24 protein-coding genes are annotated in these 23771 nt (G+C 68.2%); 11 read left to right on the top strand and 13 right to left on the bottom strand.

Features of this window, described 5'->3' with window-relative positions:
- Positions 1-10: 10 nt before the first annotated feature.
- Positions 11-1039 carry a methyltransferase gene (locus D3869_RS00865; protein ID WP_137138566.1) on the top strand — a complete coding sequence of 343 codons (1029 nt, stop codon included), beginning with the start codon at positions 11-13 and terminating at the stop codon, positions 1037-1039.
- On the opposite strand, the gene D3869_RS00860 is transcribed toward D3869_RS00865, so the two are convergent.
- The 5 genes from D3869_RS00860 to D3869_RS00840 all read right to left on the bottom strand — a co-directional run bounded on the left by D3869_RS00860 (position 1040) and on the right by D3869_RS00840 (position 5546).
- Positions 1040-1906, bottom strand: coding sequence for a helix-turn-helix transcriptional regulator (locus D3869_RS00860; protein WP_137138565.1), 867 nt, complete (start codon positions 1904-1906; stop codon positions 1040-1042).
- Between the two features lie 65 nt (positions 1907-1971).
- On the bottom strand, positions 1972-2523 hold the full coding sequence (locus D3869_RS00855) for a YbhB/YbcL family Raf kinase inhibitor-like protein (protein WP_137138564.1): 552 nt from the start codon (positions 2521-2523) through the stop codon (positions 1972-1974).
- A gap of 91 nt (positions 2524-2614) precedes the next feature.
- Positions 2615-3628, bottom strand: coding sequence for a porphobilinogen synthase (gene hemB, locus D3869_RS00850; protein WP_137138563.1), 1014 nt, complete (start codon positions 3626-3628; stop codon positions 2615-2617).
- Positions 3629-3691: 63 nt separating this feature from the next.
- Positions 3692-4540 carry a metallophosphoesterase family protein gene (locus tag D3869_RS00845; RefSeq protein WP_137138562.1) on the bottom strand — a complete coding sequence of 283 codons (849 nt, stop codon included), beginning with the start codon at positions 4538-4540 and terminating at the stop codon, positions 3692-3694.
- Between the two features lie 25 nt (positions 4541-4565).
- Entirely contained in the window at positions 4566-5546 is a 981-nt protein-coding gene (locus tag D3869_RS00840; protein ID WP_137138561.1) for a diacylglycerol/lipid kinase family protein, read from the bottom strand.
- Between the two features lie 167 nt (positions 5547-5713).
- On the opposite strand from D3869_RS00840, the gene D3869_RS00835 reads away from it, so the two are divergent.
- The 8 genes from D3869_RS00835 to D3869_RS00800 all read left to right on the top strand — a co-directional run bounded on the left by D3869_RS00835 (position 5714) and on the right by D3869_RS00800 (position 13419).
- Positions 5714-6790: an enoyl-CoA hydratase/isomerase family protein gene (locus D3869_RS00835; protein ID WP_137138560.1), complete on the top strand. Its 1077-nt coding sequence runs from the start codon at positions 5714-5716 to the stop codon at positions 6788-6790.
- 410 nt (positions 6791-7200) lie between these two features.
- A complete protein-coding gene (locus tag D3869_RS00830) occupies positions 7201-7674 on the top strand; it encodes a MarR family winged helix-turn-helix transcriptional regulator (protein WP_014240398.1) in 474 nt (157 codons plus the stop codon).
- Between the two features lie 331 nt (positions 7675-8005).
- On the top strand, positions 8006-8761 hold the full coding sequence (locus tag D3869_RS00825; protein WP_137138559.1) for an ABC transporter ATP-binding protein: 756 nt from the start codon (positions 8006-8008) through the stop codon (positions 8759-8761).
- A complete protein-coding gene (locus tag D3869_RS00820) occupies positions 8754-9476 on the top strand; it encodes an ABC transporter ATP-binding protein (RefSeq protein ID WP_137138558.1) in 723 nt (240 codons plus the stop codon). The genes D3869_RS00825 and D3869_RS00820 overlap by 8 nt, the downstream gene beginning before the upstream one ends.
- Before the next feature lie 43 nt (positions 9477-9519).
- Entirely contained in the window at positions 9520-10734 is a 1215-nt protein-coding gene (locus D3869_RS00815; protein ID WP_137138557.1) for an ABC transporter substrate-binding protein, read from the top strand.
- A 94-nt stretch (positions 10735-10828) separates the two neighbouring features.
- Complete coding sequence (locus D3869_RS00810; RefSeq protein WP_137138556.1) at positions 10829-11716, top strand: branched-chain amino acid ABC transporter permease; 888 nt, start codon at positions 10829-10831, stop codon at positions 11714-11716.
- Between the two features lie 60 nt (positions 11717-11776).
- On the top strand, positions 11777-12697 hold the full coding sequence (locus D3869_RS00805; protein WP_137140524.1) for a branched-chain amino acid ABC transporter permease: 921 nt from the start codon (positions 11777-11779) through the stop codon (positions 12695-12697).
- A gap of 44 nt (positions 12698-12741) precedes the next feature.
- Positions 12742-13419 (top strand): L-2-amino-thiazoline-4-carboxylic acid hydrolase, encoded by a 678-nt coding sequence (locus D3869_RS00800; protein ID WP_175426369.1) that lies wholly within the window; start codon positions 12742-12744, stop codon positions 13417-13419.
- Positions 13420-13470: 51 nt separating this feature from the next.
- Here the strand turns inward: D3869_RS00800 and ald are convergent, their stop codons facing one another.
- Positions 13471-14589 carry an alanine dehydrogenase gene (gene ald / locus D3869_RS00795; protein ID WP_137138554.1) on the bottom strand — a complete coding sequence of 373 codons (1119 nt, stop codon included), beginning with the start codon at positions 14587-14589 and terminating at the stop codon, positions 13471-13473.
- A gap of 365 nt (positions 14590-14954) precedes the next feature.
- Between ald and D3869_RS00790 the strand changes: the two genes are divergently transcribed.
- Positions 14955-15521 (top strand): phasin family protein, encoded by a 567-nt coding sequence (locus D3869_RS00790; RefSeq protein ID WP_137138553.1) that lies wholly within the window; start codon positions 14955-14957, stop codon positions 15519-15521.
- A gap of 79 nt (positions 15522-15600) precedes the next feature.
- Here the strand turns inward: D3869_RS00790 and D3869_RS00785 are convergent, their stop codons facing one another.
- The gene (locus D3869_RS00785) at positions 15601-17136 is read right to left on the bottom strand and encodes a bifunctional metallophosphatase/5'-nucleotidase (RefSeq protein ID WP_137138552.1); all 1536 of its coding nucleotides are present in this window, start codon (positions 17134-17136) and stop codon (positions 15601-15603) included.
- Positions 17137-17304: 168 nt separating this feature from the next.
- Between D3869_RS00785 and D3869_RS00780 the strand changes: the two genes are divergently transcribed.
- On the top strand, positions 17305-18018 hold the full coding sequence (locus D3869_RS00780) for a type 1 glutamine amidotransferase (RefSeq protein ID WP_137138551.1): 714 nt from the start codon (positions 17305-17307) through the stop codon (positions 18016-18018).
- 3 nt (positions 18019-18021) lie between these two features.
- Here the strand turns inward: D3869_RS00780 and D3869_RS00775 are convergent, their stop codons facing one another.
- From D3869_RS00775 to D3869_RS00750, 6 genes are all read right to left on the bottom strand, one after another.
- On the bottom strand, positions 18022-19632 hold the full coding sequence (locus D3869_RS00775) for an NTP transferase domain-containing protein (protein WP_137138550.1): 1611 nt from the start codon (positions 19630-19632) through the stop codon (positions 18022-18024).
- A gap of 15 nt (positions 19633-19647) precedes the next feature.
- A complete protein-coding gene (locus D3869_RS00770; RefSeq protein ID WP_137138549.1) occupies positions 19648-20364 on the bottom strand; it encodes an XdhC family protein in 717 nt (238 codons plus the stop codon).
- Positions 20361-20675 (bottom strand): XdhC family protein, encoded by a 315-nt coding sequence (locus D3869_RS00765; RefSeq protein WP_035673760.1) that lies wholly within the window; start codon positions 20673-20675, stop codon positions 20361-20363. Before D3869_RS00765 ends, D3869_RS00770 begins: the two co-directional genes overlap by 4 nt.
- Complete coding sequence (locus D3869_RS00760; protein ID WP_137138548.1) at positions 20672-21871, bottom strand: vWA domain-containing protein; 1200 nt, start codon at positions 21869-21871, stop codon at positions 20672-20674. The genes D3869_RS00765 and D3869_RS00760 overlap by 4 nt, the downstream gene beginning before the upstream one ends.
- A 6-nt stretch (positions 21872-21877) precedes the next feature.
- Positions 21878-22801: an AAA family ATPase gene (locus tag D3869_RS00755; RefSeq protein WP_137138547.1), complete on the bottom strand. Its 924-nt coding sequence runs from the start codon at positions 22799-22801 to the stop codon at positions 21878-21880.
- Positions 22802-22969: 168 nt separating this feature from the next.
- Positions 22970-23764, bottom strand: a complete 795-nt coding sequence (locus tag D3869_RS00750) for an FAD binding domain-containing protein (protein ID WP_137138546.1) — start codon at positions 23762-23764, stop codon at positions 22970-22972.
- Positions 23765-23771 lie beyond the last annotated feature (7 nt).

Below are 23771 nucleotides of genomic sequence, written 5' to 3'. Positions count from 1 at the left end.
GAAGAAACCTGTGAGCCGACTGTCCAACCGCGCGACCGACCGCGATTCCACCGTGGCCGGCGTCGCCGCGGAGGCCCTGGCCGAGCGCCGCCCGCAGGGCCGCATCCTGGTGGCCGGTGACACCGACGGCGCCATGGAAGAGGCCCTGGCCGATGGCGGGGCGGAGGTCGTTTCCTGGCATCGCCTGGGGCTGGACGGCAAACCGGCCACGCCCTGGCCGACGGACGGCGCCTTCGACGGCGCGGTCCTGCGCCTACCGCGCGGCTGGGCCGCCTTCGAGATGGCCCTGCACGCCCTCGCCGCCCGCCTGCCGGCGGGGGCGCCGCTGTGGATCGCCGGCAGCAACGACGAGGGCATCACTTCCGCGCCGAAGCGCTTCGACGGGCTGGCGGAAGGCGTGGAGACGCTGACCATCAAGCGCCGCGCCCGTCTGCTGGAAACCCGCCGGACCAGTGATTCGGCCAAGGGCAATCTGGAGGATTGGCGGGAGACCGTCGCCCTGCCGCTGCCGGGGCGTGACGACGCGCTCGATCTGGTGTCCTACCCCGGCCTGTTCGCCCATGGCCGGCTCGACACCGGCACGGAATGCCTGCTCCAGGTCCTGCCGGAGATCGCGGCGGGCACCGCCGTTCTTGATTTCGGCTGCGGCGCCGGGGTGATCGCCCGGGCGGTGCGGGAGCGCACGCCGGACGCCCGGCTGACCCTGCTGGACATCGATGCGGTGGCTCTGCATGCCGCCCGCCAGAACGTGCCGGACGCGGAATGCGTGCTCAGCGACGGGCTGGCCGGGCTCGGCGCGCGGGAGCGCTTCGGGCTGATCGTCTCGAACCCGCCGCTCCACCGCGGCAAGGACGAGGATTTCGGGATGCTGGAGGCCCTGGTCGCCGGCACCAAGCAGTATCTGAAGCTGCGCGGCTCGCTGGTCGCGGTGACGCAGCGGACGGCGGGCGTCGGCAAGCTGTTCAAGACGGCCTTCGGCCACGCCGATCTGCTGCTGGAAACGCCGCAGTTCCAGGTGTGGAAAGGCACGCCGAAATAATCAGCGACCATCGCCTCGCAGGTCCGACGGGTTCGCGCCCGTAACGGCCCGAACCCGTCGGGCGAAGTGGGAGCGGGAGGTGTAGCCAACGGCCTCCGCCGCTTCCTGCACAGACAGCCCGTCGCTTTCCAGCAACCGACGGGCGTGAGCGACACGCTCCTCCGTCAGGATGCGCCGTACGGAGGCGTCTTCATCGGCAAGGCGTCGGCGCAAGGTTCCCGTGCTGAGACCCATCTCGACAGCGACGCTCCTGGCTGTCCAAGGCTGGTCGGGATAGGCGCGGACCAATTGGCGGACCGCGTCGGCCGTGCCACCAGGCATTCCGTGCCCGAGCCACCACACACAGTCGTCCAGAAGGGCCAGCAGGACTTCCATGCAGCGGTGCTCGACGAGGCGTGGGCTGAGCGCGGCACCCGCGGCCAAGCCGGCGGCGGCGTGCTCCACCGCGCTGACCAGAGCGGGCGTCAGGGCCACGCGGAAGTCGCGCGGATGCTGCCGAGTGCCGACCCGTGCGGTGGGATGGGCGTCGAGAAGCCGCCGGACCATGTCCCCCGGAAATTCCAGGATCAGGGCGCGGTAATGCCCGGTCGCCTCGCTCGGGGCGTTCACCACCGTGCCGATCCAGCCGGGCGGCAGCAGCATCGCCGAACCCTTCGGAAAATGGTGGGTGCCGCGGGTGTCGGTGACCTCTTTGGCACCGTCGATCACCACGATCAAGGCCGTGCGTTCTATGCGGACGTCCGTGATGCGTTCGCGGTTGCGGGCCACGAACGCCCACAGTTCGGGACGGTGTGGGCGATCGCCGGAGCCCGGTCGGAGGTCGCGGGCGGCGTAGCGGGACAATGCTGGAAGGAGGTCCGGTGTCATGGCGGCGTCCAGTCTAGGAGGCGCCGGGACGCACGGGCAAGGTCCGCAGCGCCCCATCGGCACGCTCATCGACCGTAACGCGCGGTCAGCGTGGCCTTTTCCAGGCGGTTGGCGTTCAGTAGAAAGCCGACCATGGCGCCCGACGAGTTCGCGTCGAGCGGAAGGCTGTCCGTCTTCAATGCGTGGACGGTGAAGACGTAGCGGTGTGGTGTGTCGCCGACCGGCGGACAGGCACCGCCGTAGCCCGGCGTGCCGAAGTCGGTGCGGCTTTGCAACGCTCCGGCCGGAAGCAATCCCGTGTCCGGATTTCCAGCCCCGGCCGAGAGCTGCAGGGTGGTGGCGGGAATGTTAAAGACGATCCAATGCCACCAGCCGCTGCCTGTCGGCGCATCGGGGTCGTACGCGGTGACAGCGAAGCTGCGCGTGCCGGCCGGTGCGTCCTTCCAGGCCAACGTTGGCGAGAGATTTTCCCCTGTGCAGCCGAAGCCGGCGAAGACATGCCGCTCGCCCAGCGGCGCCCCGTCCTTGATGTCGGGGCTGGTCAGCTCAAAAGCGGTGGCCGGGGCGGCGCCTATGGCAAGGATGGCGGCGAGCAGGAGAGCGGAACGATTGCGCATGGGGAAACTCCATCGGTCGGCGATGGCCACATGCTACAAAAGCGTCCGCACACCCGTGCGCCCGAACAGCTCAAAGACGAGCCCGAACGGCTCAGCCCTCCTGCAGCCGCCGCGCCGCGTCTACGGCGCCGTAGGTCAGGATGGCGTCGCAGCCGGCGCGCTTGAAGCCGGTCAAGGTCTCCAGCAGCGCCTTGTCGTAATCCAGCCAGCCGTTCTGCGCGGCGGCGCGCAGCATCGCGTATTCGCCGGAGACGTGGTAGGCGAAGGTCGGGACGGCGAAGGTGTCCTTCACCCGGCGGATGACGTCCAGATAGGGCAGGCCGGGCTTCACCATCACCATGTCCGCCCCTTCCTGCAGGTCGAGGGCGACCTCGTGCAGGGCCTCGTCGGTGTTGGCGGGGTTCATCTGGTAGGTCTTCTTGTCGCCCTTCAGGAAGCCGCCGGAGTTCACCGCGTCGCGGAACGGGCCGTAGAAGGCCGAGGCGTATTTGGCGGCGTAGGAGCACAGCCGCACCAGCTCGTGGCCGTGGCTGTCCAGCCGGTCGCGGATCAGGCCGATGCGGCCGTCCATCATGTCCGACGGGGCGACGATGTCCACGCCGGCGTCGGCCTGCGACAGCGCCTGCCGGGCCAGCACCTCGACCGTCTCGTCGTTCTGGATGTAGCCGTCGCGCAGCAGGCCGTCGTGGCCGTGGGTGGTGTAGGGGTCCAGCGCCACGTCGCCCAGGATTCCGACATGCGGCACCGCGGCCTTCAGCGCGCGGATGGCGCGGTTCATCAGGTTGTCGGGGCGGTAGGCCTCCGCCGCGTCCTCCGACTTGCCTTCGGCGCCGACGACCGGGAACAGGGCGACGCAGGGGATGCCGAGATCGCCAGCCGCGGCCACCGCCTCGGTCAGCAGGTCGATGGTCAGACGCTCCACGCCGGGCATCGAGGCCACGGGCACCCGCTGGTTCTGCCCCTCGATGACGAAGACCGGCCAGATCAGGTCGTCCACGGTCAGGCGGTTTTCGGCGACGAGGCGGCGGGTCCAGGCGTCGGCGCGGTTGCGGCGCAGCCGGGTGCGCGGGAAGGACGCCGGGGACCGGAAATGCGAAGCGGACATGCGGGGGACCTGATGTGCTCTTAAAACTTGCGGCGCGATCCTACGCCGCATGGCCGCCGCGACTCAAGCCGCACCGCTCACAGGTCTGAATCCCGAGTCCTGCATCTCCATGATCCAGCGGTGGCCGTCCTTGCGCCATTGCGAGACGAGTCCGCCGGTGAAGGCCGCCCCCTCCCAGGACCGCACCTCGAAGGTGACGCGCGGCGGCTCGATGGCGATGAGGTTGTAGGCGTTGGCCTCGTTGCGCAGGCGCGTGGAGGTCGCGGTGGAGGCCTGGGCGACCAGGATGGAGCGCGCCACCTGGGTGTGGTGGGTCATGATGTCGCCGGAATAGGCGCGGTGCAGATGCCCGGCCAGCAGCAGATCGACCCCGCAGCTTTCCAGCGCCGGCAGGGCCAGCTTGTGCCGCCCGACCAGCTTCGTCTTCGGCGCGTCGGGCGGCGGCAGGAAGGGGTGGTGGGTGAACAGCACCTTGAAGACGGTGTCCGGCACCTCGCAGAACACCTCGCGCACGCGCTTGATCTGCGCCTTGTTCATGCGCCCTTCGGAAAAATCCGTGATGACCGAGCGCGCCGTGTTGATCCCCAGAACGGCGATCTCCGAATCGATGTGGAAGGGGCTGAGGTCGGTGGTGATGTAGCGCTTGTAGTTGCCGAAGGGGTCGAGGAAGCGGCGCACCACGTTGTACACCGGGATGTCGTGGTTGCCCGGCACGACCAGATAGGGGAAGGGCAGCTTTTCCAGGAAGGCCCGCGCCTCCAGGAAATGGCGGGCCTTGGCGCGCTGGACGAGATCGCCGGAGATGACGATCAGGTCGGGCCGCGCCGCCGTCAGATCGGCCAGCAGGCCGTCGACCACCAGCGGGTCGATCCGCCCGAAATGCAGGTCCGAGATGTGGGCGAGCTTCTTCACGACACCTCCCCGGCAGTCATTCCCGTCACGCGTCGTCCGCCGTGCCGTCGCCTTCCGGCGCCGCCTTGGGCAGCAGAACCTTCAGCGCCTTGTGACGGATGCGGTAGTTCAGCGGCGGCTCCATTTGCAGGATTTCACCGTCGTTGACCATTTTCAGCCGCCGCCGACGGCTGTGCACCGTCAGTTGCGTGGCCGTCAGCGTTTCCAACTCCTCATCCTGCTGCCAAGTTCCGAGCATGGTGCGCCCCATCAGCCGCAGCAGCCCCCAGGGGTCGCGCTGCCGCGCCACATAGACGCCGAGTTTGCCGGAATCGAGCCGGGCACGGCGCAGGAGCATGCTGCCCGCCTCGCCGTCGAAGGGATTGTTGGAAACCACCAGAATCGGGGTGCGCACGCGGCGCGGCCCCTCGCCCCAGTCGATCCGCACGTCGAGCAGGGGCAGACGGCGGAAGGTGCGGACCATGGCAAGCGCCATCGCCGGCCATTTCAGCAGGCGGTGCCGCTTGCGCTTCTCCTCGCGCTCCTGGACCACCTGGGGATAGAAGCCGAGGACGGAGCTGTTCAGGTAGACCTCGCCGTTCACCTCCGCCACGTCGATGCTGCTCACCTCGCCGGCGGCCAGAGCCTCGTACGCCTCGTCGAGGTCCAGCGGCGTCTTCAGGTCGCGCGCCAGCAGGTTCATGGTGCCGAGCGGCAGGATGCCCAGGATCTTGCCGGTGGGCAGGATCATGTTGACCGCGGTGTGGATGGTCCCGTCGCCGCCGCCGACGATCACCAGCTCCGCGTCGGAGTCGATGGCCTTGCGGATTTCCGAAGCGCAGTCGGCCGGTTCCACCGCGGTCAGCGACACCTCCGCCCCGTGCCGCTCGAAGGCGCTGCGGATCGCCGCCACCGTATCGTCGATCGGCTGGCCGGCCAGCGTCCCCGCGGACCGGTTGAGGATGATGGCCGTCTTGCGGCCCGGTCCCTCCTGACGTGACGCTTGCGCTGCTGAGGCTGCCATCATGGAACTGTCCCGCTCATGACTGTGGGTGCGGCAACGGCTGGGGCCGGGGTGGTGTTCCGCGACGCTGCGCTGCGAAACCGCGGTTTGACACGCCGCCCGCCGCCCGTATCATCGCCCGAAACCGATCAATTCGCCCCACGAACGAACAAATGGAAACGACCGGAACCATGAGCGACCCCGCCGAGACTCAGTTCGCCGAGATCCTGTTCGAACGCCGCGGCTCCATCGGGCTGGTGACGCTGAACCGCCCGAAGGCGCTGAACGCCCTGACGCTGGGCATGATCCGCCTGTTCGATCCGCAGCTGCGCGCCTGGATCGCCGATCCGGAGATCAAAGCCATCGTCGTGCAGGGCGCGGGGGAGAAGGCCTTCTGCGCCGGCGGCGACGTGGTGAACCTGTACGAGACGGGCAAGGCCGCCAAGGCGGGGCAGGGGGACGGCGCGTCCATCCGCGCCTTCTTCAGCGAGGAATACGTCCTCAACCGCCTGATCCACACCTGCCCGAAGCCCTATGTGGCGCTGATCGACGGCATCAGCATGGGCGGCGGCGTCGGCCTGTCGGTGCACGGGTCGCACCGGATCGTGACCGAGCGGACGATGTTCGCCATGCCGGAGACGGGCATCGGACTCTATCCGGACGTCGGGGGCACCTACTTCCTGCCGCGCCTGCCCGGACAGGTCGGCATCTGGCTGGGCCTGACCGGCGACCGTCTGAAGGCGGCCGACATGATCGAGGTCGGCGCCGCCGACGCCTTCGTCCCCAGCGCCCGGCTGGAGTCCCTGATCGCCGAACTGTCCGACGGCGTGCCGGCCGACGAGGCGGTTGCCCGCCATCGCGAGGAAGCCGGAGAACCGCCGGTCGCCGCCAACCGCGCGGCCATCGACCGCTGCTACGCCCACAACGAGGTGGAGGCCATCGTCGCCGCCCTGGAGGCCGAAGGCACGGAGTGGTCCGCCGGCCAGCTCGCCACGCTGAAGCGGGTGTCGCCGACCAGCCTGAAGGTGACGCTGGAGGCTCTGCGCCGCGGCGCCAAGCTGGACTTCGACGGCTGCATGGTCCAGGAGCTTCGCCTCAGCCTCGCCTTCCTCGACCGCCATGATGTCTACGAAGGCATCCGCGCGGCGCTGGTGGACAAGGATCGGAATCCGCGCTGGTCGCCAGCCTCCTTGGCCGACGTGACGGCTGAAGAGGTGGCCGGTTACTTCGCCGAACCCGTTGGCGGGGATTTGCGCTTTACCGAATGAAGAGGCCCGCTCCCCTTTATTGCACTCTGAACGTGCACGGATGCAGGCACATTCCGCGCGTTTCTGCGTTAGTATCGGGGAAATCCTTGCGGGACTTGTCTCAAACCTGACCGTTGTTGTTGCCTGACGGTTGTTGTCGGGGGTTTGGATGGGACGGGTCGGCTTGCCGCTCGGTTCGCCGGGCGGGAACGCCGCCGGGGTGCCTGGATTCCAGGCATCTCCTGGCACGCGACGGGGCTTGGCGCGGCAGGACGGGGATATTCCGCAGGGCCAGGCTGTTCTACAACCCGGGCTGTGCTTTTGGGGCATTATTGAGGTGATTGCCGGACAATGATCGGTTAATCTCCGCTTAAGGACCCCGGAAAGGCCACAGGTCGGCCCATGTCCGGTACGAGCCAAAGGAGACCGCGGTGCGCAAACCCTATTATGAAAGCATCCTCTTGATCGAACGGCTTCACCGCCACTTTCTCGAGGTGCTGAAGACCGAGCTTGACCGGCTCGGTATCCAGGACATCAACAACGTCCAGAGCCTGATCCTCTACAACATCGGCGAAGACGAGATGACCGTCGGCGAGTTGACGGCGCGCGGCTACTATCTCGGCTCCAACGTGTCCTACAACGTGAAGAAGATGGTCGAGAACGGCTATCTCGGGCAGGAGCGTTCGCCGCACGACCGCCGGTCGGTGCGCGTCCGCCTGTCGGAGAAGGGCCTCGACCTTCGCGAGAAGATCAGCCGCATGTTCGAGCGCCACCTGACGGCGCTGGAGAAGGCCGGCTTCAGCGACGAGGAGCTGGTCAAGGCGAACGAGACCCTGCGCAAGCTCGAACGCTTCTGGTCCGCGTCGCTCGACTACAGCGGCTTTCCGCTGACCTCGGCGGCCTGAGCCGCGGCCGCCTGAGTCGTATCGGTACCGCGGTTTCCGGCTCCTGCGTCGAAAGAGAAAGGCACGCCTCCGGCTTCAAGTCCGGGGGCGTGCCGCGAGTCGGTGTGCGGCCCTGCGTGGCCGCATTTTTCATGCCCGCCTTCCGGCTTCCCACACAGCCATTTCCTCACCGGACCCGCCGTCCGGCCACGCTTTGTCATGCCTTCGATGCTTCCGGATGGACGGGATTAAGTTCTTTCCGTAAGCTGTACGTGTGACAGATTGCTGATAGCCTGAACCAAACAACAGGTGGTCTCGCGGAAGGCCGCTGAAAACAGGGAATGGGGAGGATATGGCAAGTGACGTCATTCTGGAGACGCGCGGACTGACCAAGGAATTCCGGGGCTTCGTCGCCGTCCGCGACGTCAGCCTGCGGGTCAAACGGGGGTCCATCCATGCGCTGATCGGTCCCAACGGGGCCGGTAAAACGACCGTTTTCAATCTGCTCACCAAGTTCCTTCAGCCCAGCAACGGACACATCCTGTTCAACGGGCGCGACATCACCGCGGTGAAACCGGCGGATGTGGCCCGGTTGGGCATCATCCGCTCCTTCCAAATTTCGGCGGTTTTCCCGCATCTGTCGGTTCTGGAGAATGTGCGGGTCGGCCTGCAACGGCCCCTCGGCAACTCCTTCCACTTTTGGAAATCGGAATCGGTGCTCGACCGGCTGAACGGGCGGGCGATGGAGCTGCTGGAGGATGTCGGGCTCGCCGGCTACGCCCACCGGCCCGCGGCGGAGCTTCCCTACGGCCGCAAGCGGGCGCTGGAGATCGCCACGACGCTGGCCCTGGAACCGGAGATGCTTCTGCTGGACGAACCGATGGCCGGCATGGGGCACGAGGACATCGACCGCATCGCCGCACTGATCAAGCGGGTCTCGGCCAACCGCACGATCCTGATGGTGGAGCACAACCTGTCCGTGGTCTCCAACCTGTCGGACTGGATCACCGTGCTGGCCCGCGGCGAGGTCCTGGCCGAAGGCCCCTACGCCGAGGTGTCGCGCCACCCGAAGGTCCGGGAAGCCTACATGGGGAGCGGTCATGCCTGACGGCGCAACGGTGAGGACCGCAATGCTGGAGGTCTCGGATCTCCACGCCTTCTACGGCGAGAGCCACGTCCTGCACGGGGTGAACCTGGAGGTCCGCCAAGGCGAGGTGGTGACCCTGCTGGGCCGCAATGGCGCCGGCAAGACGACCACCATGCGTTCCATCATGGGCATCGTCGGCAAGCGCACCGGCGCCATCCGCTTCCAGGGACAGGAGCTGATCGGCATGGCGCCGCACAAGATTCCGCGCCTCGGCATCGGCTATGTGCCGGAGGAACGGGGCATCTTCGCCTCGCTCAACGTCGATGAGAATTTGACGCTGCCGCCCATCGTCAAGGACGGCGGGATGACGGTTCACCAGATCCACGAGCTGTTCCCCAACCTGCAGGGCCGGGGCTCGACCCAGGGCACCCGCCTGTCGGGCGGCGAGCAGCAGATGCTGGCCATCGCCCGCATCCTGCGCACCGGCGCCACCATGATCCTCCTCGACGAGCCGACGGAAGGGCTGGCCCCGGTGATCATCGAGCAGATCGGGATGGCCGTCCGCAAGCTGAAGCAACGCGGCTTCACCATCCTGCTGGTGGAGCAGAATTTCCGCTTCGCCGCCACCATCGCCGACCGCCATTACATGATGGAGGAAGGCCACGTGGTGGACATGATCCCGAACAACCAGCTCGCCGCCAATATGGAGAAGTTGCACACGTATCTGGGTGTCTGAATCAACAAGCAGAAACGCTCGAATTCGAACCGGGAGGAATGGAATGATTGCACGTCTGCTTGCCGGGGCGGCGCTTGCCGCGCTGGCCGTCGGTTCCGCGCAGGCCCAGCAGGGCAAGATCTCCGGCGACGTCGTGAAGATCGGCGTCCTCAACGACCGCTCCGGCCTCTACGCCGACCTCGGCGGCGAGGGCTCGGTGGTTGCCGTCCGCATGGCGGTGGAGGAGGTGGGCGGCAAGATTCTGGGCAAGCCCATCGAAGTGATCGCCGCCGACCACCAGAACAAGCCCGACATCGGCTCCAACCTGTCCCGCGAATGGATCGACCGCGACGGGGTGGACGTCATCGTCGACGTGCCGAACTCCGGCGTCGCCCTGGCGGTGCAGGAGGTGACGCGCGAGAAGAAGAAGCTCTTCCTGATGCAGGGGCCGGCGACCTCGCGCCTGACCGGCGACGCCTGCTCTCCCACCGGCTTCCACTGGGCCTACGACACCCGCGCGCTGGCCGTCGGCACCGGGCAGGCCATCGTGAAGGAAGGCGGCAAGAGCTGGTTCTTCCTGACCGCCGACTACGCCTTCGGTCACCAGCTTGAAACCGACACGGCGGCGCAGGTGAAGAAGGCCGGCGGCACGGTCGTCGGCGCGGTGCGGGCGCCGCTGAACACGGCGGACTTCTCCTCCTTCCTGCTGCAGGCGCAATCGTCGGGCGCCCAGGTCATCGGCCTCGCCAACGCCGGCGGCGACACCATCACCTCGATCAAGCAGGCGTCGGAGTTCGGCCTGACGCAGAGCGGGCAGCAGAAGCTGGCCGGGCTGCTGATCTTCCTGTCGGACGTGCACGCGCTGGGGCTCCAGGTCGCCCAGGACCTCGTCCTGACCACCGGCTTCTATTGGGACATGGACGACGAGAAGCGCGCCTGGTCGGAGAAGTACAAGGCGAAGACCGGCAAGATGCCGACGATGGTGCAGGCCGGCAGCTATTCCTCGGTGAAGCATTACCTGAAGGCCATCGAGGCGGCGGGGACCGACGACGGGCCGACCGTCGCCGCCAAGATGAAGGAGATGCCGGTCAACGATATGTTCGCCAAGAACGGCAAGATCCTGCCGAACGGGCGCATGGTCCACGACATGTATCTGGCCCGCGTGAAGAAGCCCAGCGAGTCCAAGGGGCCGTGGGATTATTACGAGATCATCCGCACCATCCCCGGCGACGAGGCCTTCGCCACCATGGCGGAAAGCGGCTGCAAGCTGCCGGGCTGATCCCCGCCCGCCCCGGCGACCGGTTTCCCGCCACTGCGCGGGGCCGGGTGCCGGGGCGATCACCCGCCGCGCAGAACGGCCGGAGGCGAACCACATGTCCACCATTTTCGGAATCCCGCCCCAGGCGCTGTTCGGGCAGCTTCTGCTGGGGCTGATCAACGGGTCCTTCTACGCGCTGCTCAGCCTCGGGCTGGCGGTGATCTTCGGCATGCTGAACGTCATCAACTTCGCCCACGGCGCGCTCTACATGCTGGGGGCCTTCGTGGCGTGGCTGCTGCTGACCATGGCGGGGATCGGCTACTGGTGGGCGCTGCTGCTGGCACCGCTGGTCGTCGGCGCCTTCGGCGTGATTCTGGAGAAGACCCTGCTCAGCCGCCTCTACAAGCTCGACCATCTCTATGGGCTGCTGCTGACCTTCGGCCTCGCGCTGATCGTGGAGGGAGTGTTCCGCCATTTCTACGGTGTGTCGGGCCAGCCCTACCCGATCCCCGACCTGCTGCGCGGCGGGCAAAATCTGGGCTTCATGTTCCTGCCCAACTACCGCGGCTGGGTCGTCGTCGCCTCGCTGGTCGTCTGCCTCGCCACCTGGTACGCCATCGAGCGCACGAAGCTCGGCGCCTACCTGCGCGCCGCCACCGAGAATCCGGTTCTGGTCCAGGCCTTCGGCATCAATGTGCCGCTGATGATCACCGCGACCTACGGGTTCGGTGTCGCTCTGGCCGGGCTGGCCGGCGTTCTCGCCGCGCCGATCTATCAGGTGTCGCCGCTGATGGGCTCCAACCTGATCATCGTCGTCTTCGCCGTGGTGGTGATCGGCGGCATGGGGTCGATTCTGGGGGCGGTGCTGACCGGATACGGCCTGGGCCTGTTGGAAGGTCTGACGAAGGTGTTCTATCCGGAGGCGTCCAACATCGTCGTCTTCGTCATCATGGCCGTGGTGCTGCTGATCAAGCCCGCTGGCCTGTTCGGGCGGGAGAGGTGACCCATGGCGACCGAGATCCACGCCGTCCGCCGCGATGCCGCGGCGTCCGCCCGACCGGCCATGCCGGGCCTTCTGGCCCTGGCCGTGCTGCTGCTGGTCCTGATCGCCGCGCCCTACGTGCTGTACCCCGTCTTCGTGATGAAGGTGCTGTGCTTCGCGCTGTTCGCCTGCGCCTTCAACCTGCTGATCGGTTTCGCCGGCCTCCTGAGCTTCGGTCATGCCGCCTTCTTCGGCGGGGCGGCCTACATCACCGCCCACACGGTGAAGGTCTGGGGGCTGCCGCCGGAACTCGGCATCCTGCTGGGCACCGCTTTTTCCGCGACGCTTGGGCTTGCCTTCGGCGCGCTGGCGATCCGGCGGCAGGGCATCTATTTCGCCATGATCACGCTGGCGCTGTCGCAGATGGTCTTCTTCATGGCGCTCCAGCTCAAGTTCACGGGCGGCGAGGACGGCATCCAGGCCGTGCCGCGCGGCCATCTGTTCGGGATGATCGACCTCAGCCAGCCGATGGCGATGTACTACACGGTGCTGGCGGTCTTCCTGTTCGGCTTCATGGTGATCTGGCGCACCGTGCATTCACCCTTCGGGCAGGTGCTGAAGGCGATCCGCGAGAACGAACCGCGCGCCATCTCGCTCGGCTACCGCACCGACCACTACAAGCTGATGGCCTTCGTCCTGTCCGCCGCCCTGGCCGGACTGGCCGGGGGCACCAAGGCCATCGTCTTCCAGCTCGCCACCCTGACCGACGTGCAGTGGCAGATGTCCGGCGCGGTGGTGCTGATGACCCTCCTCGGCGGCATCGGAACGCTGTTCGGCCCGGTGGTCGGAGCGGCGCTGGTGGTGACGCTGGAGAATTATCTGGCGGCGAGCAACCTGCCGGTGCCGGTGGTGATCGGCGTCATCTTCGTCGCCTGCGTGCTGTTGTTCCGCCGCGGCATTGTCGGGGAGATCGCCGCCCGGTTCGGTGGCAAGCGCCCATGAGCGGGGCGGCGCCGACCGATTGCCGTTCATCGTGGGAGACGCCAATGGCCGGGACCATCCATCCCTTTTACGAGGAGCACCGCGAGGCGATGGAAGCGGCCATGCGCCAGCGCCTCGACCTTGCCGAAGCGATGTTGGGCGAGCACGTCCCCCCCTCCGACATCGAAGGAATCAAGGGGGAGGTGATGGACGAGTTCGGCATCGTGCTCTCCCAGATGCCCTATGTCGGGGGCGCGGACAGCCGCATGAGCGACTTCTTCATGCGGCTCCTGGGCTTCATGGCGATCAGCCGGGTGCTTAGGCGGCACGATGTGCCGCTGTCGGTGATCGGCGATGTCGAGCGGGAGGCCTACAAGGCCCAACTGCTCACCGTGCCCGAAGCGGAACGCCTTGCCGCGGGGCGTGCGTTCCTGTCTCCGGAGAATCAGGCTTTTCTGCGCGAGCAGGCGGCGAAAAGCCATCAGGAGCGGTTTCCCGAGGATTTCGTCTACGATTTCGTCGAGCCGGGTCCAGGGGACAGTTTCGAGTTCGGCATCAACTACAAAGCCTGCGGTTTCTGCAAGTTTGCGGCCCGCCACGGCGACAAGGACATCCTGCCGAACATCTGCGGGCTTGATTTCGACGCCTACGCGACACGCGGCATCCATCTGGACAGAACACAAACCTTGGCCGGCGGCGCCAGCCACTGCGATTTCCGGTTCTCGCGGCTGCGGCGGGATTGAGAACCCGCTTTCGGAGAGGGCGAGCGTGGTCGCCCCCTCCGGGAACGGAAATCAAAGCCGCAGGGCTTCCTCCGCCGGCTGGTAACCCAACCCCTGGGCGTCGGCCACCGCCTTGCAGGTGACCGCCCCGGCATGGATGTTCAGCCCGGCCCGCAGATGCGGGTCGCGCGCCAGCGCCGCCCGATAGCCCTGGTCGGCGAGCGCCAGCGTGAAGGGCAGGGTGGCGTTGTTCAGCGCGAAGGTCGAGGTGCGCGCGACCGCCCCCGGCATGTTGGCGACGCAGTAATGGACCACTCCGTCCACCAGATAGGTCGGGTCGGCGTGGGTGGTGGGGTGCGAGGTCTCGAAACAGCCGCCCTGGTCAATGGCGACGTCCACCACCACGGCGCCCCGCCGCATCCGCTCCACCATCGCCCTGGTCACCAGCTTCGGCGCCTCGGCCCCCGGCACGAGGACCGCGCCGATGACGAGGTCGGCGTCGAGCGCATGCTCCTCGATCGTGTCGACCGTTGAATAGAGCGTCTGCAACTTGGCGCCGAATTGCAGGTCCAGCTCCTTCAGGCGGGGCAGGGACTTGTCGATGACGACCACCTTCGCCTCCAGCCCCATGGCCATGCGGGCGGCGTTGGTGCCGACCACGCCGCCGCCCAGCACCACCACCTTCGCCGCCGGAACGCCAGGCACGCCGCCCAGCAGGACGCCGCGCCCGCCCTGCGCCTTCTCCAGGCAATGGGCGCCGGCCTGGACCGACATGCGGCCGGCCACCTCGCTCATCGGCGCCAGGAGCGGCAGGCCGCCGCGGGAATCGGTCACCGTCTCGTAGGCGATGGCGACGGCGCCGGAGTCCAGCAACAGCGTGGTCTGTTTCGGATCGGGGGCGAGATGCAAATAGGTGAACAGGATCTGTCCCCGGCGCAGCATCGCGCATTCCTGCGGCTGGGGCTCCTTCACCTTCACGACCATGTCCGCGCGGGCGAAGACGGTTGCGGCGTCCGGCACGATGCCCGCCCCGGCGGCTTCATAGTGCTCGTCGTCCAGCCCGATGGCGGCGCCGGCTCCCGCCTGCACCAGCACGCTGTGCCCGTGATGCGTCAGTTCACGGACCGAGGCCGGGGTCAGCCCGACGCGGTATTCATGGTTTTTGATTTCCGTCGGCACGCCGATGAGCATGGGCATCCTCCGCGGGTGGGCCGGTGCCGGACCAGGACGGGCAGCGCACCGGCTCAAGGTTTCTTACCTCAGAATTTGGGGTGTGTTCAGGCCGTCCGCATCTCTCTTACGGTGCTGCTTAATGATTTTCTTTGGATCAATTAAAACACTCCATGAAATTTGATGCAAAACCCCCTGCAATAAATCCTTGCGGAGACTTCTCCGTATCCGCAAAAAAGTAGGTAAGGTTAGTTTTTAGAGTTGTGGAACTATTCTTCGCCACCATGGTATATGGATGTTTGTGTCGCACTGCACAAAAATCGCGACACTCAAGAAAAATGGGGGGAGCGTCCGATTCGGACGGAACGAAACCAGGAGCAAGGCAGATGGCTTCAGAGAAGGACGCGCAGACCATCGCGCGCGACACCGCCGCCAAAGGCCGGAATGTTGCCGAGGACACCACCCGCCGCATGGCGGAAACCGCCGCGGAGGCGACCCAGCGCGGCGCCGACACGGCCAGCGACATGATGGGAAAGGCGACCCAGGTGGCTGGCCAGGTTGCCGGCCAGACCACCGACCAACTCAACCGCATGATGGGCCTGTCCGCGGAGGCTCAGGGCGAGGTCGCCCAGCAGGCCCGCGAGAACATGGACGTCATGACGCAGTGCGGGTCCGTGCTGATGGATGGCATGCAGTCCATCATGCGCGAATGGATGGGTTTCGCCCAGGAGGCCATGGCCCGCAACGCCGAGGGCATCAACGCGATGATGCGCAGCCGGTCGGTCCAGGACCTCTACGCCGCGCAGAGCAGCATGGTCAAAGACGAGATGGAACTTCTGCTGAACCGCAGCGTCAAGATTTCGGAGCTGTCGGCGAAAACTGCGAACGACGCGGTGCGGCGGCTGAACGCGCGGGCCGAAGGAGCCGCGCGCCACGCCCGCCGCAGCGCCTGACGCTTCACCAACGATCCATCCTGGCCTTGCGCCCCCGGACCAGCCGGTCCAGGGGCGTTCTTTTTTGCGCGCGTTCCGGTCACTTCGCCACGATGCGGCCTTCGACCTTCGGAGCGACCGTCTTCTTCGCCTCCACATAATCCATGACCATCGTCGCCATCAGCACGGCGCCGGAGGCGTCCACCACCGTCCGGCCGCGGGTCAACGCGGCGTAGCCATCGCCGCCCTTCAGCATGTAGTCGTTGGTCGCCACGCGGTAGGTTTTGGCGGGGTCGAGCGGCTGGCCGCCCACCGTCACGCCGGTCACGCGGGTGCCCGACGGCAGCTTCGGGTCGTAGGCGAAGGTCAGGCCCGACACCTGGGGGAAGCGCCCGGCCTTGTCCTCCACCTTCGACACGCCATGCTCCAGCGCAGCCAGAATGTCGGCGCCGGACAGCAACGTCAGCACGGCGACGTTGCCGAAGGGCATTTCCGCGAAGATGTCCTTGCGGGTCAGTGAACTGCCCGCGGGGTGCAGCGTGTCGGCGCGGATTCCGCCGCCGTTGGTGATCGTGACATCGGCCTTCAGCCCGTCGCGCAGCGCGTCGGCGATCAGGTTGCCCATCGTCGTCTCCTGCGAGCGGACGACGTCCTTGCGGCTGTCCAGGTCGGTCTCCGTCCGCCCGATCACCCCGGCCAGCGTGGCGTCGAGCTGGTCGGTGTAGCGCTTGACCAAGGCACCGACCTCCGCGTCCGGGGCCAACCCGGCGGTGCTGACGAAACGCCAGCCGGCGGGAGCGACGGTGGTCGCCGGCCCCTTGTCCGTGGCCTTGGTGCTGACCGCCAGATCGATGACGCCGAGATAGTGGCCGTCCGCCCCGGCCTTCAGGATCAGGGTCGATCCCTCGTAGAAGCTGATCGGGTCGTGGTCGTGGCCGCCCAGCACGAGGTCGATGCCCTTGACCTTGACGGCCAAGTCGCGGTCCTCCGCGATGGTCTGGTGGGTCAGCGCGACGACGACGTGCGCCCCCGCGTCGCGCAGCCCCTTCACCGCCAGGGCCGCGGCGGCCTGCACGTTGGTGAAGGTGGCCTCCGCCCCGCCGCTGGACAGATGCGCGGTCTCCGGAGTCAGGAGCCCCACGAAGCCGACTTTGACGTCGCCGACCGTCTTCGTCCAGGTGGCGACCGAACCGGGGAGCGGCTGGCCGTCCGGCCCGGCGATGTTGGTGCCGATCCAAGGGAATTTCGATTCGGCGATGCGGGCCTTCAGCACCTCCGTGCCGAAATCGAACTCGTGATTCCCGAAGCCGACGACGTCCACGCCCATGGCGTTGAACAGGTCGGGCATCTGCGCGCCCTGCGTCGTTCCGGAGAGCAGGGAGGGCGAGAGGAAATCGCCCCCGACCGTCGTCAGCGCTCCCGCACTGCGCTCCCGCTCCGCTTTCAGCACCGTCATCAGGGGGGCGAAGCCGCCGCGGCCCTTCACCGGGGAAATCTCGTAGATGTCGTTGAAGTGCAGGAAGGTGACTGTCCCGTTCTGGGCGGAGGCCGTGGTCGGGAACAGCAGGGTCGCGGGGAACAGAAGGGCACCGGCAAGGGCGGCGGCCCCTGCCAGCGTGCGAATCCGGGTCAGCATTGATCTCGTCTCCCTGGGGAAGTTGATGGCTTCCTTCGCGTCCTCGCACTGTACGCCGTCCCGTGGCGTGGCGCATAGCGGCCTTGCGCCGCTTGATTTCGCCGCCGCCGCCGCTCATGAACGAAGCATCCGCCCCGCGGACTCCGTTCCAACCGACATGGCCCCTCCATGCGCATCCTGGTCGTCCAGAACAACCGAAACGCCCCCGCCGGAATCGTGGGCGACGCGCTGGCCGAGTTCGGCGCGACGCTGGTCACCGTCGCCGCGGACGAAGGGGAGGCGCTGCCCGCCACGCCGGAGGGTTATCACGGGCTGCTGGTTCTCGGCGGACCGCAGGACGCCTGGAACGACGCGCAGGGGCCGCACTTTCCGCAGGTCATGGAACTGATCCGCGCCTTCGCGGCGGAGGAGCGCCCGGTGATGGGCATCTGCCTGGGGGCGCAGTTGGCCGCCCGTGCCTTCGGCGCCCGTGTCTACCGCCATTCGGTGGCGGAGATCGGTGTTGGCGCGGTCCGGCTGTTCAACGCCGCTTCGGACGATCCGCTGTTCGGCGGGCTGGAGCCGGAGCTGCACATGGTGCAGTGGCACTACGACACCTTCGAGTTTCCCGAGGGCGCCGTGCCGCTGGCCTGGAGCGCGGCCTGCATGCGTCAGGCCTTCCGGCTCGGCCGCAACCTCTACGCCTTCCAGTTCCACCCCGAGGCCGACGCCGCCATCGTCCGCGGCTGGGCGGAGAAGTTCGGCGTCGATTCGCGGGAGCGCAACCGGGCCGTCCTCGATGGGCTGGACGCCGCGCTGGAGCGGCACCTGCCCGCCGCCGAGGCGGTCGCCCGGACGATCTCCCGCCGCTGGCTGGATCTGGTGATCGAACGGGCGTCCTGAGCCTTACCCGCGCAGCTCCGCCAGCAGGTCCGGCGTGTCGACGTCGTAGAGGATGCCGCCGTCCTCCACCGGCACCTCGATCACCTGATCGGCGTGGGTGGCCAGCAGGGTCTTGGCCCCGGCGTCGCCGCTCAGCTTCGCCATCTCCGCGAAGAAGCCGCGGTCCCACAGGACCGGGTTGCCGCGCTTGCCCTGGACGGTCGGGACGCAGACGGTCCGGCCCTCCAGCGGGTTGTAGGCGGCGATCAGACGGTCGATGGCCTGCGGCGTGACGCGTGGCATGTCGCCGAGGCACACCACCACCCCGTCGACATCCGCCGGCAGGGCGGCCAGCCCGGCGCGCAGCGAGGCGCTGAGCCCGTCGGCGAACGACGGGTTGTGGACGATGGTCAGCGGGCGCCCGGCCAGCGGGGCGGACACCGCCTCCGCCATGTGGCCGGTCACCACCACCACCGGCCTGGCCTGCGAGGCCAGAACCGATTCGACCGTGCGGACGACCAGCGGTTCCCCGCCGACATCGGCGAGCAGCTTGTTGCTGCCGCCCATCCTGCTCGACCGTCCGGCGGCCAGAACCAGAGCGGCGATGCGCGGCGCGCGGGGCGGTTCCACCGCGACGGCGCCGGCTCGGGGCAGGGGCCGGCTGGGGATCTCGGCCAGCAGGCCACCAACCCCCATGCGCATGACGTCGGCCCGCGTCACCGGAATCCCCGCGGCGATGCGCTGGAGCACCCAGTCGAAGCCGTTCAGCTTGGGCGACCGCGCGCAGCCGGGCAGGCCGAGCACCGGCGTTTCCCCGATATGCGCGATCAGCAGCAGATTGCCGGGGTCGACCGGCATGCCGAAATGCTCGATCACGCCGCCCGCCCGCTCGATGCCCGCGGGCAGCACGTCGCGCCGGTCGGTGATGGCCGAGGCCCCGGCGATCAGCAGCAGGTCGACGCGCCCCGCCGCCGCGATGGCGTCGGCCAGAGCCGCCTCGCCGTGGTAGCAGCGGGAATCCCGGACCAGCCGCCCGCCCATCGCCTCCAGACGCTCGCGCGTCACCGCCACGGTCTTGTCGAGGACGCTGTCCTTCACGCCCGGCAGGCGGGTCTGGATCAGCGCGGCGGTCAAGGGGCGGAACGGAGCGACGCGAAGCGCCGGCATCCCGGCGGACGCCTCGACCTCCGCCCCTTCCACGGCGCCGCGGGGGGCGGCGAAGGGGATGATCTTGACCGTGGCGACCATCTGGCCGGGCTCGACCGGCGCAAAGGCGGGCAGGGTGGCGACCGTTACGCTTTCGTCGATGAGGTTCAGCGCGTTGATCCGTTCGACATCCGGAACGAACAGGCCGCGCGATTCGGCGAACAGGTTGACGCGCCCGGTGAAGGCGGCGCCGGTGGTGATCTCCTGCCCCTTCAGGGCGGTAGCGATGCGGGCCGCCGCCGCGTCCTCGCCCACATCGTCAGGGCCGGGCTTGGCAACGGTCGCCGTGGTAAGGCCGGCGTCGCGCAGGGCGGTCACGTCCTCGGCGCTGAGGATGCGGCCCTTCTTGAAGCTGACGGAGCCGCGGCGGACCGAATGCGCCAGAATGGCGCCCTCCAGCTCCCGCAGGGGCAGCGGGCCGAAAAACATGGTGGTGAACTCCTGTCAGGCCGCGCCGGCCTTGCGCCGCACGGCGGTGATCTGGGCCATGACCGACAGGGCGATCTCCGCCGGGGTCACGGCGCCGATGTCCAGCCCGACCGGGGCGTGGATGCGCGCCAGCTCCGCGTCGGTCACGCCCTGCTCCGTCAGCCGCTCCAGCCGCTTGGCGTGGGTGCGCCGGCTGCCGAGCGAGCCGACGTAGAAGGCCGGGGAGCGCAGCGCCACCAGCAGGGCCGGGTCGTCCAGCTTGGGGTCGTGGGTCAGGGTCACCACGGCGGTGCGGTTGTCGATCTTCAAATCCGCCAGGGCTTCGTCCGGCCAGGAATCGTGCAGGGCAACGCCGGGGAAGCGCGATTCGGTGGCAAAGGAGCCGCGCGGGTCGATCACCGTGACGGCATAGCCGGTCAGCGTGGCGAGTGGTGCCAGCGCCTGGGCGATGTGTACGGCGCCGACCACCAGCAGCCGCAGCGGTGGGTTGTGGGTCTGAACGAACAGCTGGACGCCGTCCTCCTCATCCTCCGGATCGCTGACGAGGCCGGAACGATCCTGGCGCAGCCGCTCCCGCACCTCCTCCAGAAGGTCGTCCTCCAGCCCGAAGCCGCCGTGGATGGCGTCCTCATAGACGAGAGTCTGCAGGCCGGTGCCGAGGTCGGTGACCAGGGCCACGGGACGCCCGGCCTTGCGGGCGGCCAGCAGCCGTTCGGTGATGTCGCGCTTCATTCCACGGCCTCGACATAGACCTGCACCCGGCCGCCGCAGGCCAGCCCGACCTCCCAAGCCATTTCGTTGCTGACCCCGAACGAGATCATCCGGGGCTCGCCATCCTCCATGGTCTTGCGCGCCTCGTGCACCACGGCCCCCTCGATGCAGCCGCCGGAGACGGAGCCGATCATCGAGCCGGCGTCGTCCACCGCCATCTGGCTGCCCACCGGGCGGGGGGAGGACCCCCAGGTGGCGACCACCGTCGCCAGGGCGACCTTGCGGCCCTCCGCGCGCCAGCCCGCGGCCTGCTCCAGAATATCGTCCTTCATGCGGCCTCCTTCAGCCACTTGCGCAGGCTTTCGGCCCGTCGCGGCCCGTCGCGGTTCAGCGCGTCGGCGAGCCCGGCCAGACTGTTCAGGTTGTGGACCGGGCGGAAGTCGTCCACATGCGGCAACAAGGCCCGGATACCGCTGGATTTTGGTGCGAACCCCTCCCACCGCAAGAGCGGGTTCAGCCAGACCAGTCGGCGGCAGCTCTTGTGCAGCCGTTCGGCCTCCGCCGCAAGCCCCTCGCCGGCATCCCGGTCCAGCCCGTCGGTGATGAGCAAGACCACCGCGCCCTGGCCGAGGACCCGGCGCGCCCAGGTCCGGTTGAAGGCGTGCAGCGCCGTGCCGATGCGCGTTCCCCCCGACCAGTCCGCCACCGCCGCCGACACGGCGTCCAGCGCCACATCCACGTCCTTGTGCCGCAGGTGGCGGGTGATGTTGGTCAGGCGGGTGCCGAAGACGAAGCTGTGCACACGGTCGCGGTCGTTGCTGAGCGCGTGCATGAAATGCAGCAGCATCCGTGAATAGCGTGTCATGGAGCCGGAGATGTCGCACAGCACGACCAGCGGCGGCGGGCGCGTGCGGCGGCTGCGCCGCGCCAGATCGGCCAGATCGCCGCCGGAGCGCAGCATCCGCCGCAGCGTCGCCCGCGGGTCCACGCGCGGCCCCCGCGGGTCGGGACGGTGGCGGCGGGTCGTCACCTCGGCGACCGGCAGGGCGATGCGGGCGAGCATGCGCTTGGCCTCGGCCATCTCCGCCGCCGACATTTTCTCGAAGTCCTTCTCCTGCAACCGTTCCTGGGCCGAAACGGTGAAGGCGGCGTCCACCTCGATCTCCGACTTCTCCGGCCCCTCGGCCTCCGGCGCGGTGCCGCGCAGCGCGTCGGCGACGCGGCGGGACAGCGGGTCCTGCGTGTCCGGCGACTCCGTGCGGATGGTCGGCAGCATCAGCCCCATCATCCGCTTCAGGATGTCGGGGTTGCGCCAGAAGACGTGGAAGGCTTGGTCGAAAACCTCGCGCTGGTCGCGCCGGTTCACGAAGACGGCGTGCAGCGCCCAGTAGAAGTCCGCCCGGTTGCCGATCCCCACCGCCTCCACGGCTTCAACGGCTTGGAGCAGCTTGCCCGGCCCGACCGGCAGCCCCGCCGCCCGCAGCGCGCGGGCGAAATGCATCAGGTTGATGGCAAGGCCGCCTTGCATGGCCGCTCACCGCGCCGTGCTGGCGGCGAGTTCCGTCTTGACCTGGGCCAGGATGCGCGCGGCCTCGCTGCCCTGGATGCGGGCGATGTCGTCCTGGTACTTCAGCAGCGTGCCCAGCGTGTCGTTGATGACCGACGGCTCCAGCTCCAGCTGGTTCAGCTCCACCAGCGCCTGCGCCCAGTCCAGAGTCTCCGCCACGCCCGGCGCCTTGTAGAGGTCCATCCCGCGCAGGCTCTGCACGACGCCGACCACCTGGGCGGCCAGCCGGGCGTCGGCGTTCGGCGCCTTCACCGCCAGGATGGCGCGCTCACGCTCGGCGTTGGGGTAATCGACCCAGTGGTAGAAGCAGCGCCGCTTCAGCGCGTCGTGAATTTCGCGGGTGCGGTTGGAGGTCAGGATGACGATGGGCGGCTCCGGCGCCGTGACCGTCCCAAACTCCGGAATCGAGACCTGGAAATCGGAGAGGATTTCGAGCAGGTAGGCTTCGAACGGCTCGTCGGTGCGGTCCAACTCGTCGATCAGCAGGACGGGCGCGCCGGCCGGATCGGGCTCCAGCGCCTGGAGCAGCGGGCGCTTGATGAGGAAGCGCTCGGAGAAGAGGTCGGCGCCGAGCGCCTCCCGGTCACGGTCGCCCGACGCCTCCGCCAGCCGGATTTCCATCATCTGCCGGGCGTAGTTCCACTCGTAGACCGCCGCGGCGACGTCCAACCCCTCGTAACATTGCAGCCGCAGCAGGCGCCGGCCCAGCGTGGCGGACAGCACCTTGGCGATCTCGGTCTTGCCGACCCCGGCCTCGCCCTCCAGGAACAGCGGGCGCCGAAGCTTCAGCGCGAGGTACAGCGCCGTCGCCAGCGAGCGGTCGGCGACGTAGTTCCCCCGCCGCAGCAGGTCCAGCGTGTCATCGACGGAAGCGGGGAGGGTGTTGGGCATGGCCATCCGTCATCCAGCGGGAAAACTCCCTCTCCCGCCCCGGGAGAGGGAAGGGGCCCACGATGTGGGAAGGGTGAGGGTGCCGACAAGCGTACGGCACCGATGCTCGACGGTACCCTCACCCGGCGCTTCGCGCCACCCTCTCCCAGGGCGGGAGAGGGAAGACGGTTACCCACACGCCTCCACCGCGCGCCGCGCCATCACCCGCACCAGATGGGCGCGGTAGTCGGCGCTGGCGTGGATGTCGGCGTTCAGCCCGGCCGCCGACACCGACGCGCCGTTCAGGGCGTCGGCGCGGAAGTCCTGGGCCAGCGCCGCCTCCATGTCGTCGGCCCGGAAGACCGACGGACCTGCGCCGGTCACCGCCACGCGAACCTCGCTGCCGAACACGGCCACGAAGACGCCGACGATGGCGTAGCGGCTGGCCGGGTTGCGGAACTTGGCGTAGGCGGCCTTGTCGGGCTTCTGGAAATGCACGGCGGTGACGATCTCACCGGGCTCCAGCGCCGTCTCGAACATGCCGGTGAAGAAGTCGTCGCCGGCGATCTCCCGCCGGTCGGTCCTCACCGTCGCCTTCAGCGCGACGACCGCGGCGGGGTAGTCGGCGGAGGGATCGGCGTTGCAGATCGACCCGCCGAGCGTGCCCATGTTGCGCACCTGCCGGTCGCCGATGCCCTCGGCGAGGCTGGCCAGCGCTGGGATGACCCGCTGCACGACATCGGAATGAGCGACCTGGGCGTGGCGGGTGAAGGCGCCGACCGTCAGGCCGCCGGCCTCCTCCCGGATGCCCTGGAGCTCCGGAATCTGGCCGAGGTCGATCAGATCGCTCGGCCGGGCGAGGCGCTGCTTGAGCGTCGGCAGGAGCGTCTGCCCGCCGCCCAGAAGTTTCGGGTCCTCGAACTGGCCGAGCAGGGCGACGGCGTCGGCGACGCTCTTGGGGCGGTGATAGGTGAAGGCGTACATGATGTCT

This window comes from Azospirillum brasilense, assembly GCF_005222205.1.
GTDB classification, from domain to species: Bacteria; Pseudomonadota; Alphaproteobacteria; order Azospirillales; family Azospirillaceae; genus Azospirillum; species Azospirillum brasilense_G.
The sequence above is the reverse complement of the archived record's forward strand: the minus strand, read 5'-3'. Positions and strand labels throughout refer to the sequence as shown.

Coding starts and splice junctions, on each gene's coding strand:
- D3869_RS00790 (WP_137138553.1), top strand. CDS start 14,955: ATGGCTTCAGAGAAGGACGCGCAGACCATCGCGCGCGACACCGCCGCC.
- D3869_RS00765 (WP_035673760.1), bottom strand. CDS start 20,675: ATGAAGGACGATATTCTGGAGCAGGCCGCGGGCTGGCGCGCGGAGGGC.
- D3869_RS00860 (WP_137138565.1), bottom strand. CDS start 1,906: ATGACACCGGACCTCCTTCCAGCATTGTCCCGCTACGCCGCCCGCGAC.
- ald (WP_137138554.1), bottom strand. CDS start 14,589: ATGCTCATCGGCGTGCCGACGGAAATCAAAAACCATGAATACCGCGTC.
- D3869_RS00825 (WP_137138559.1), top strand. CDS start 8,006: ATGGCAAGTGACGTCATTCTGGAGACGCGCGGACTGACCAAGGAATTC.
- D3869_RS00800 (WP_175426369.1), top strand. CDS start 12,742: ATGGCCGGGACCATCCATCCCTTTTACGAGGAGCACCGCGAGGCGATG.
- D3869_RS00780 (WP_137138551.1), top strand. CDS start 17,305: ATGCGCATCCTGGTCGTCCAGAACAACCGAAACGCCCCCGCCGGAATC.
- D3869_RS00835 (WP_137138560.1), top strand. CDS start 5,714: ATGAGCGACCCCGCCGAGACTCAGTTCGCCGAGATCCTGTTCGAACGC.
- D3869_RS00805 (WP_137140524.1), top strand. CDS start 11,777: ATGCCGGGCCTTCTGGCCCTGGCCGTGCTGCTGCTGGTCCTGATCGCC.
- D3869_RS00755 (WP_137138547.1), bottom strand. CDS start 22,801: ATGCCCAACACCCTCCCCGCTTCCGTCGATGACACGCTGGACCTGCTG.
- D3869_RS00760 (WP_137138548.1), bottom strand. CDS start 21,871: ATGCAAGGCGGCCTTGCCATCAACCTGATGCATTTCGCCCGCGCGCTG.
- D3869_RS00750 (WP_137138546.1), bottom strand. CDS start 23,764: ATGTACGCCTTCACCTATCACCGCCCCAAGAGCGTCGCCGACGCCGTC.
- D3869_RS00815 (WP_137138557.1), top strand. CDS start 9,520: ATGATTGCACGTCTGCTTGCCGGGGCGGCGCTTGCCGCGCTGGCCGTC.
- D3869_RS00770 (WP_137138549.1), bottom strand. CDS start 20,364: ATGAAGCGCGACATCACCGAACGGCTGCTGGCCGCCCGCAAGGCCGGG.
- D3869_RS00775 (WP_137138550.1), bottom strand. CDS start 19,632: ATGTTTTTCGGCCCGCTGCCCCTGCGGGAGCTGGAGGGCGCCATTCTG.
- D3869_RS00810 (WP_137138556.1), top strand. CDS start 10,829: ATGTCCACCATTTTCGGAATCCCGCCCCAGGCGCTGTTCGGGCAGCTT.
- D3869_RS00840 (WP_137138561.1), bottom strand. CDS start 5,546: ATGATGGCAGCCTCAGCAGCGCAAGCGTCACGTCAGGAGGGACCGGGC.
- D3869_RS00855 (WP_137138564.1), bottom strand. CDS start 2,523: ATGCGCAATCGTTCCGCTCTCCTGCTCGCCGCCATCCTTGCCATAGGC.
- D3869_RS00785 (WP_137138552.1), bottom strand. CDS start 17,136: ATGCTGACCCGGATTCGCACGCTGGCAGGGGCCGCCGCCCTTGCCGGT.
- D3869_RS00820 (WP_137138558.1), top strand. CDS start 8,754: ATGCCTGACGGCGCAACGGTGAGGACCGCAATGCTGGAGGTCTCGGAT.
- hemB (WP_137138563.1), bottom strand. CDS start 3,628: ATGTCCGCTTCGCATTTCCGGTCCCCGGCGTCCTTCCCGCGCACCCGG.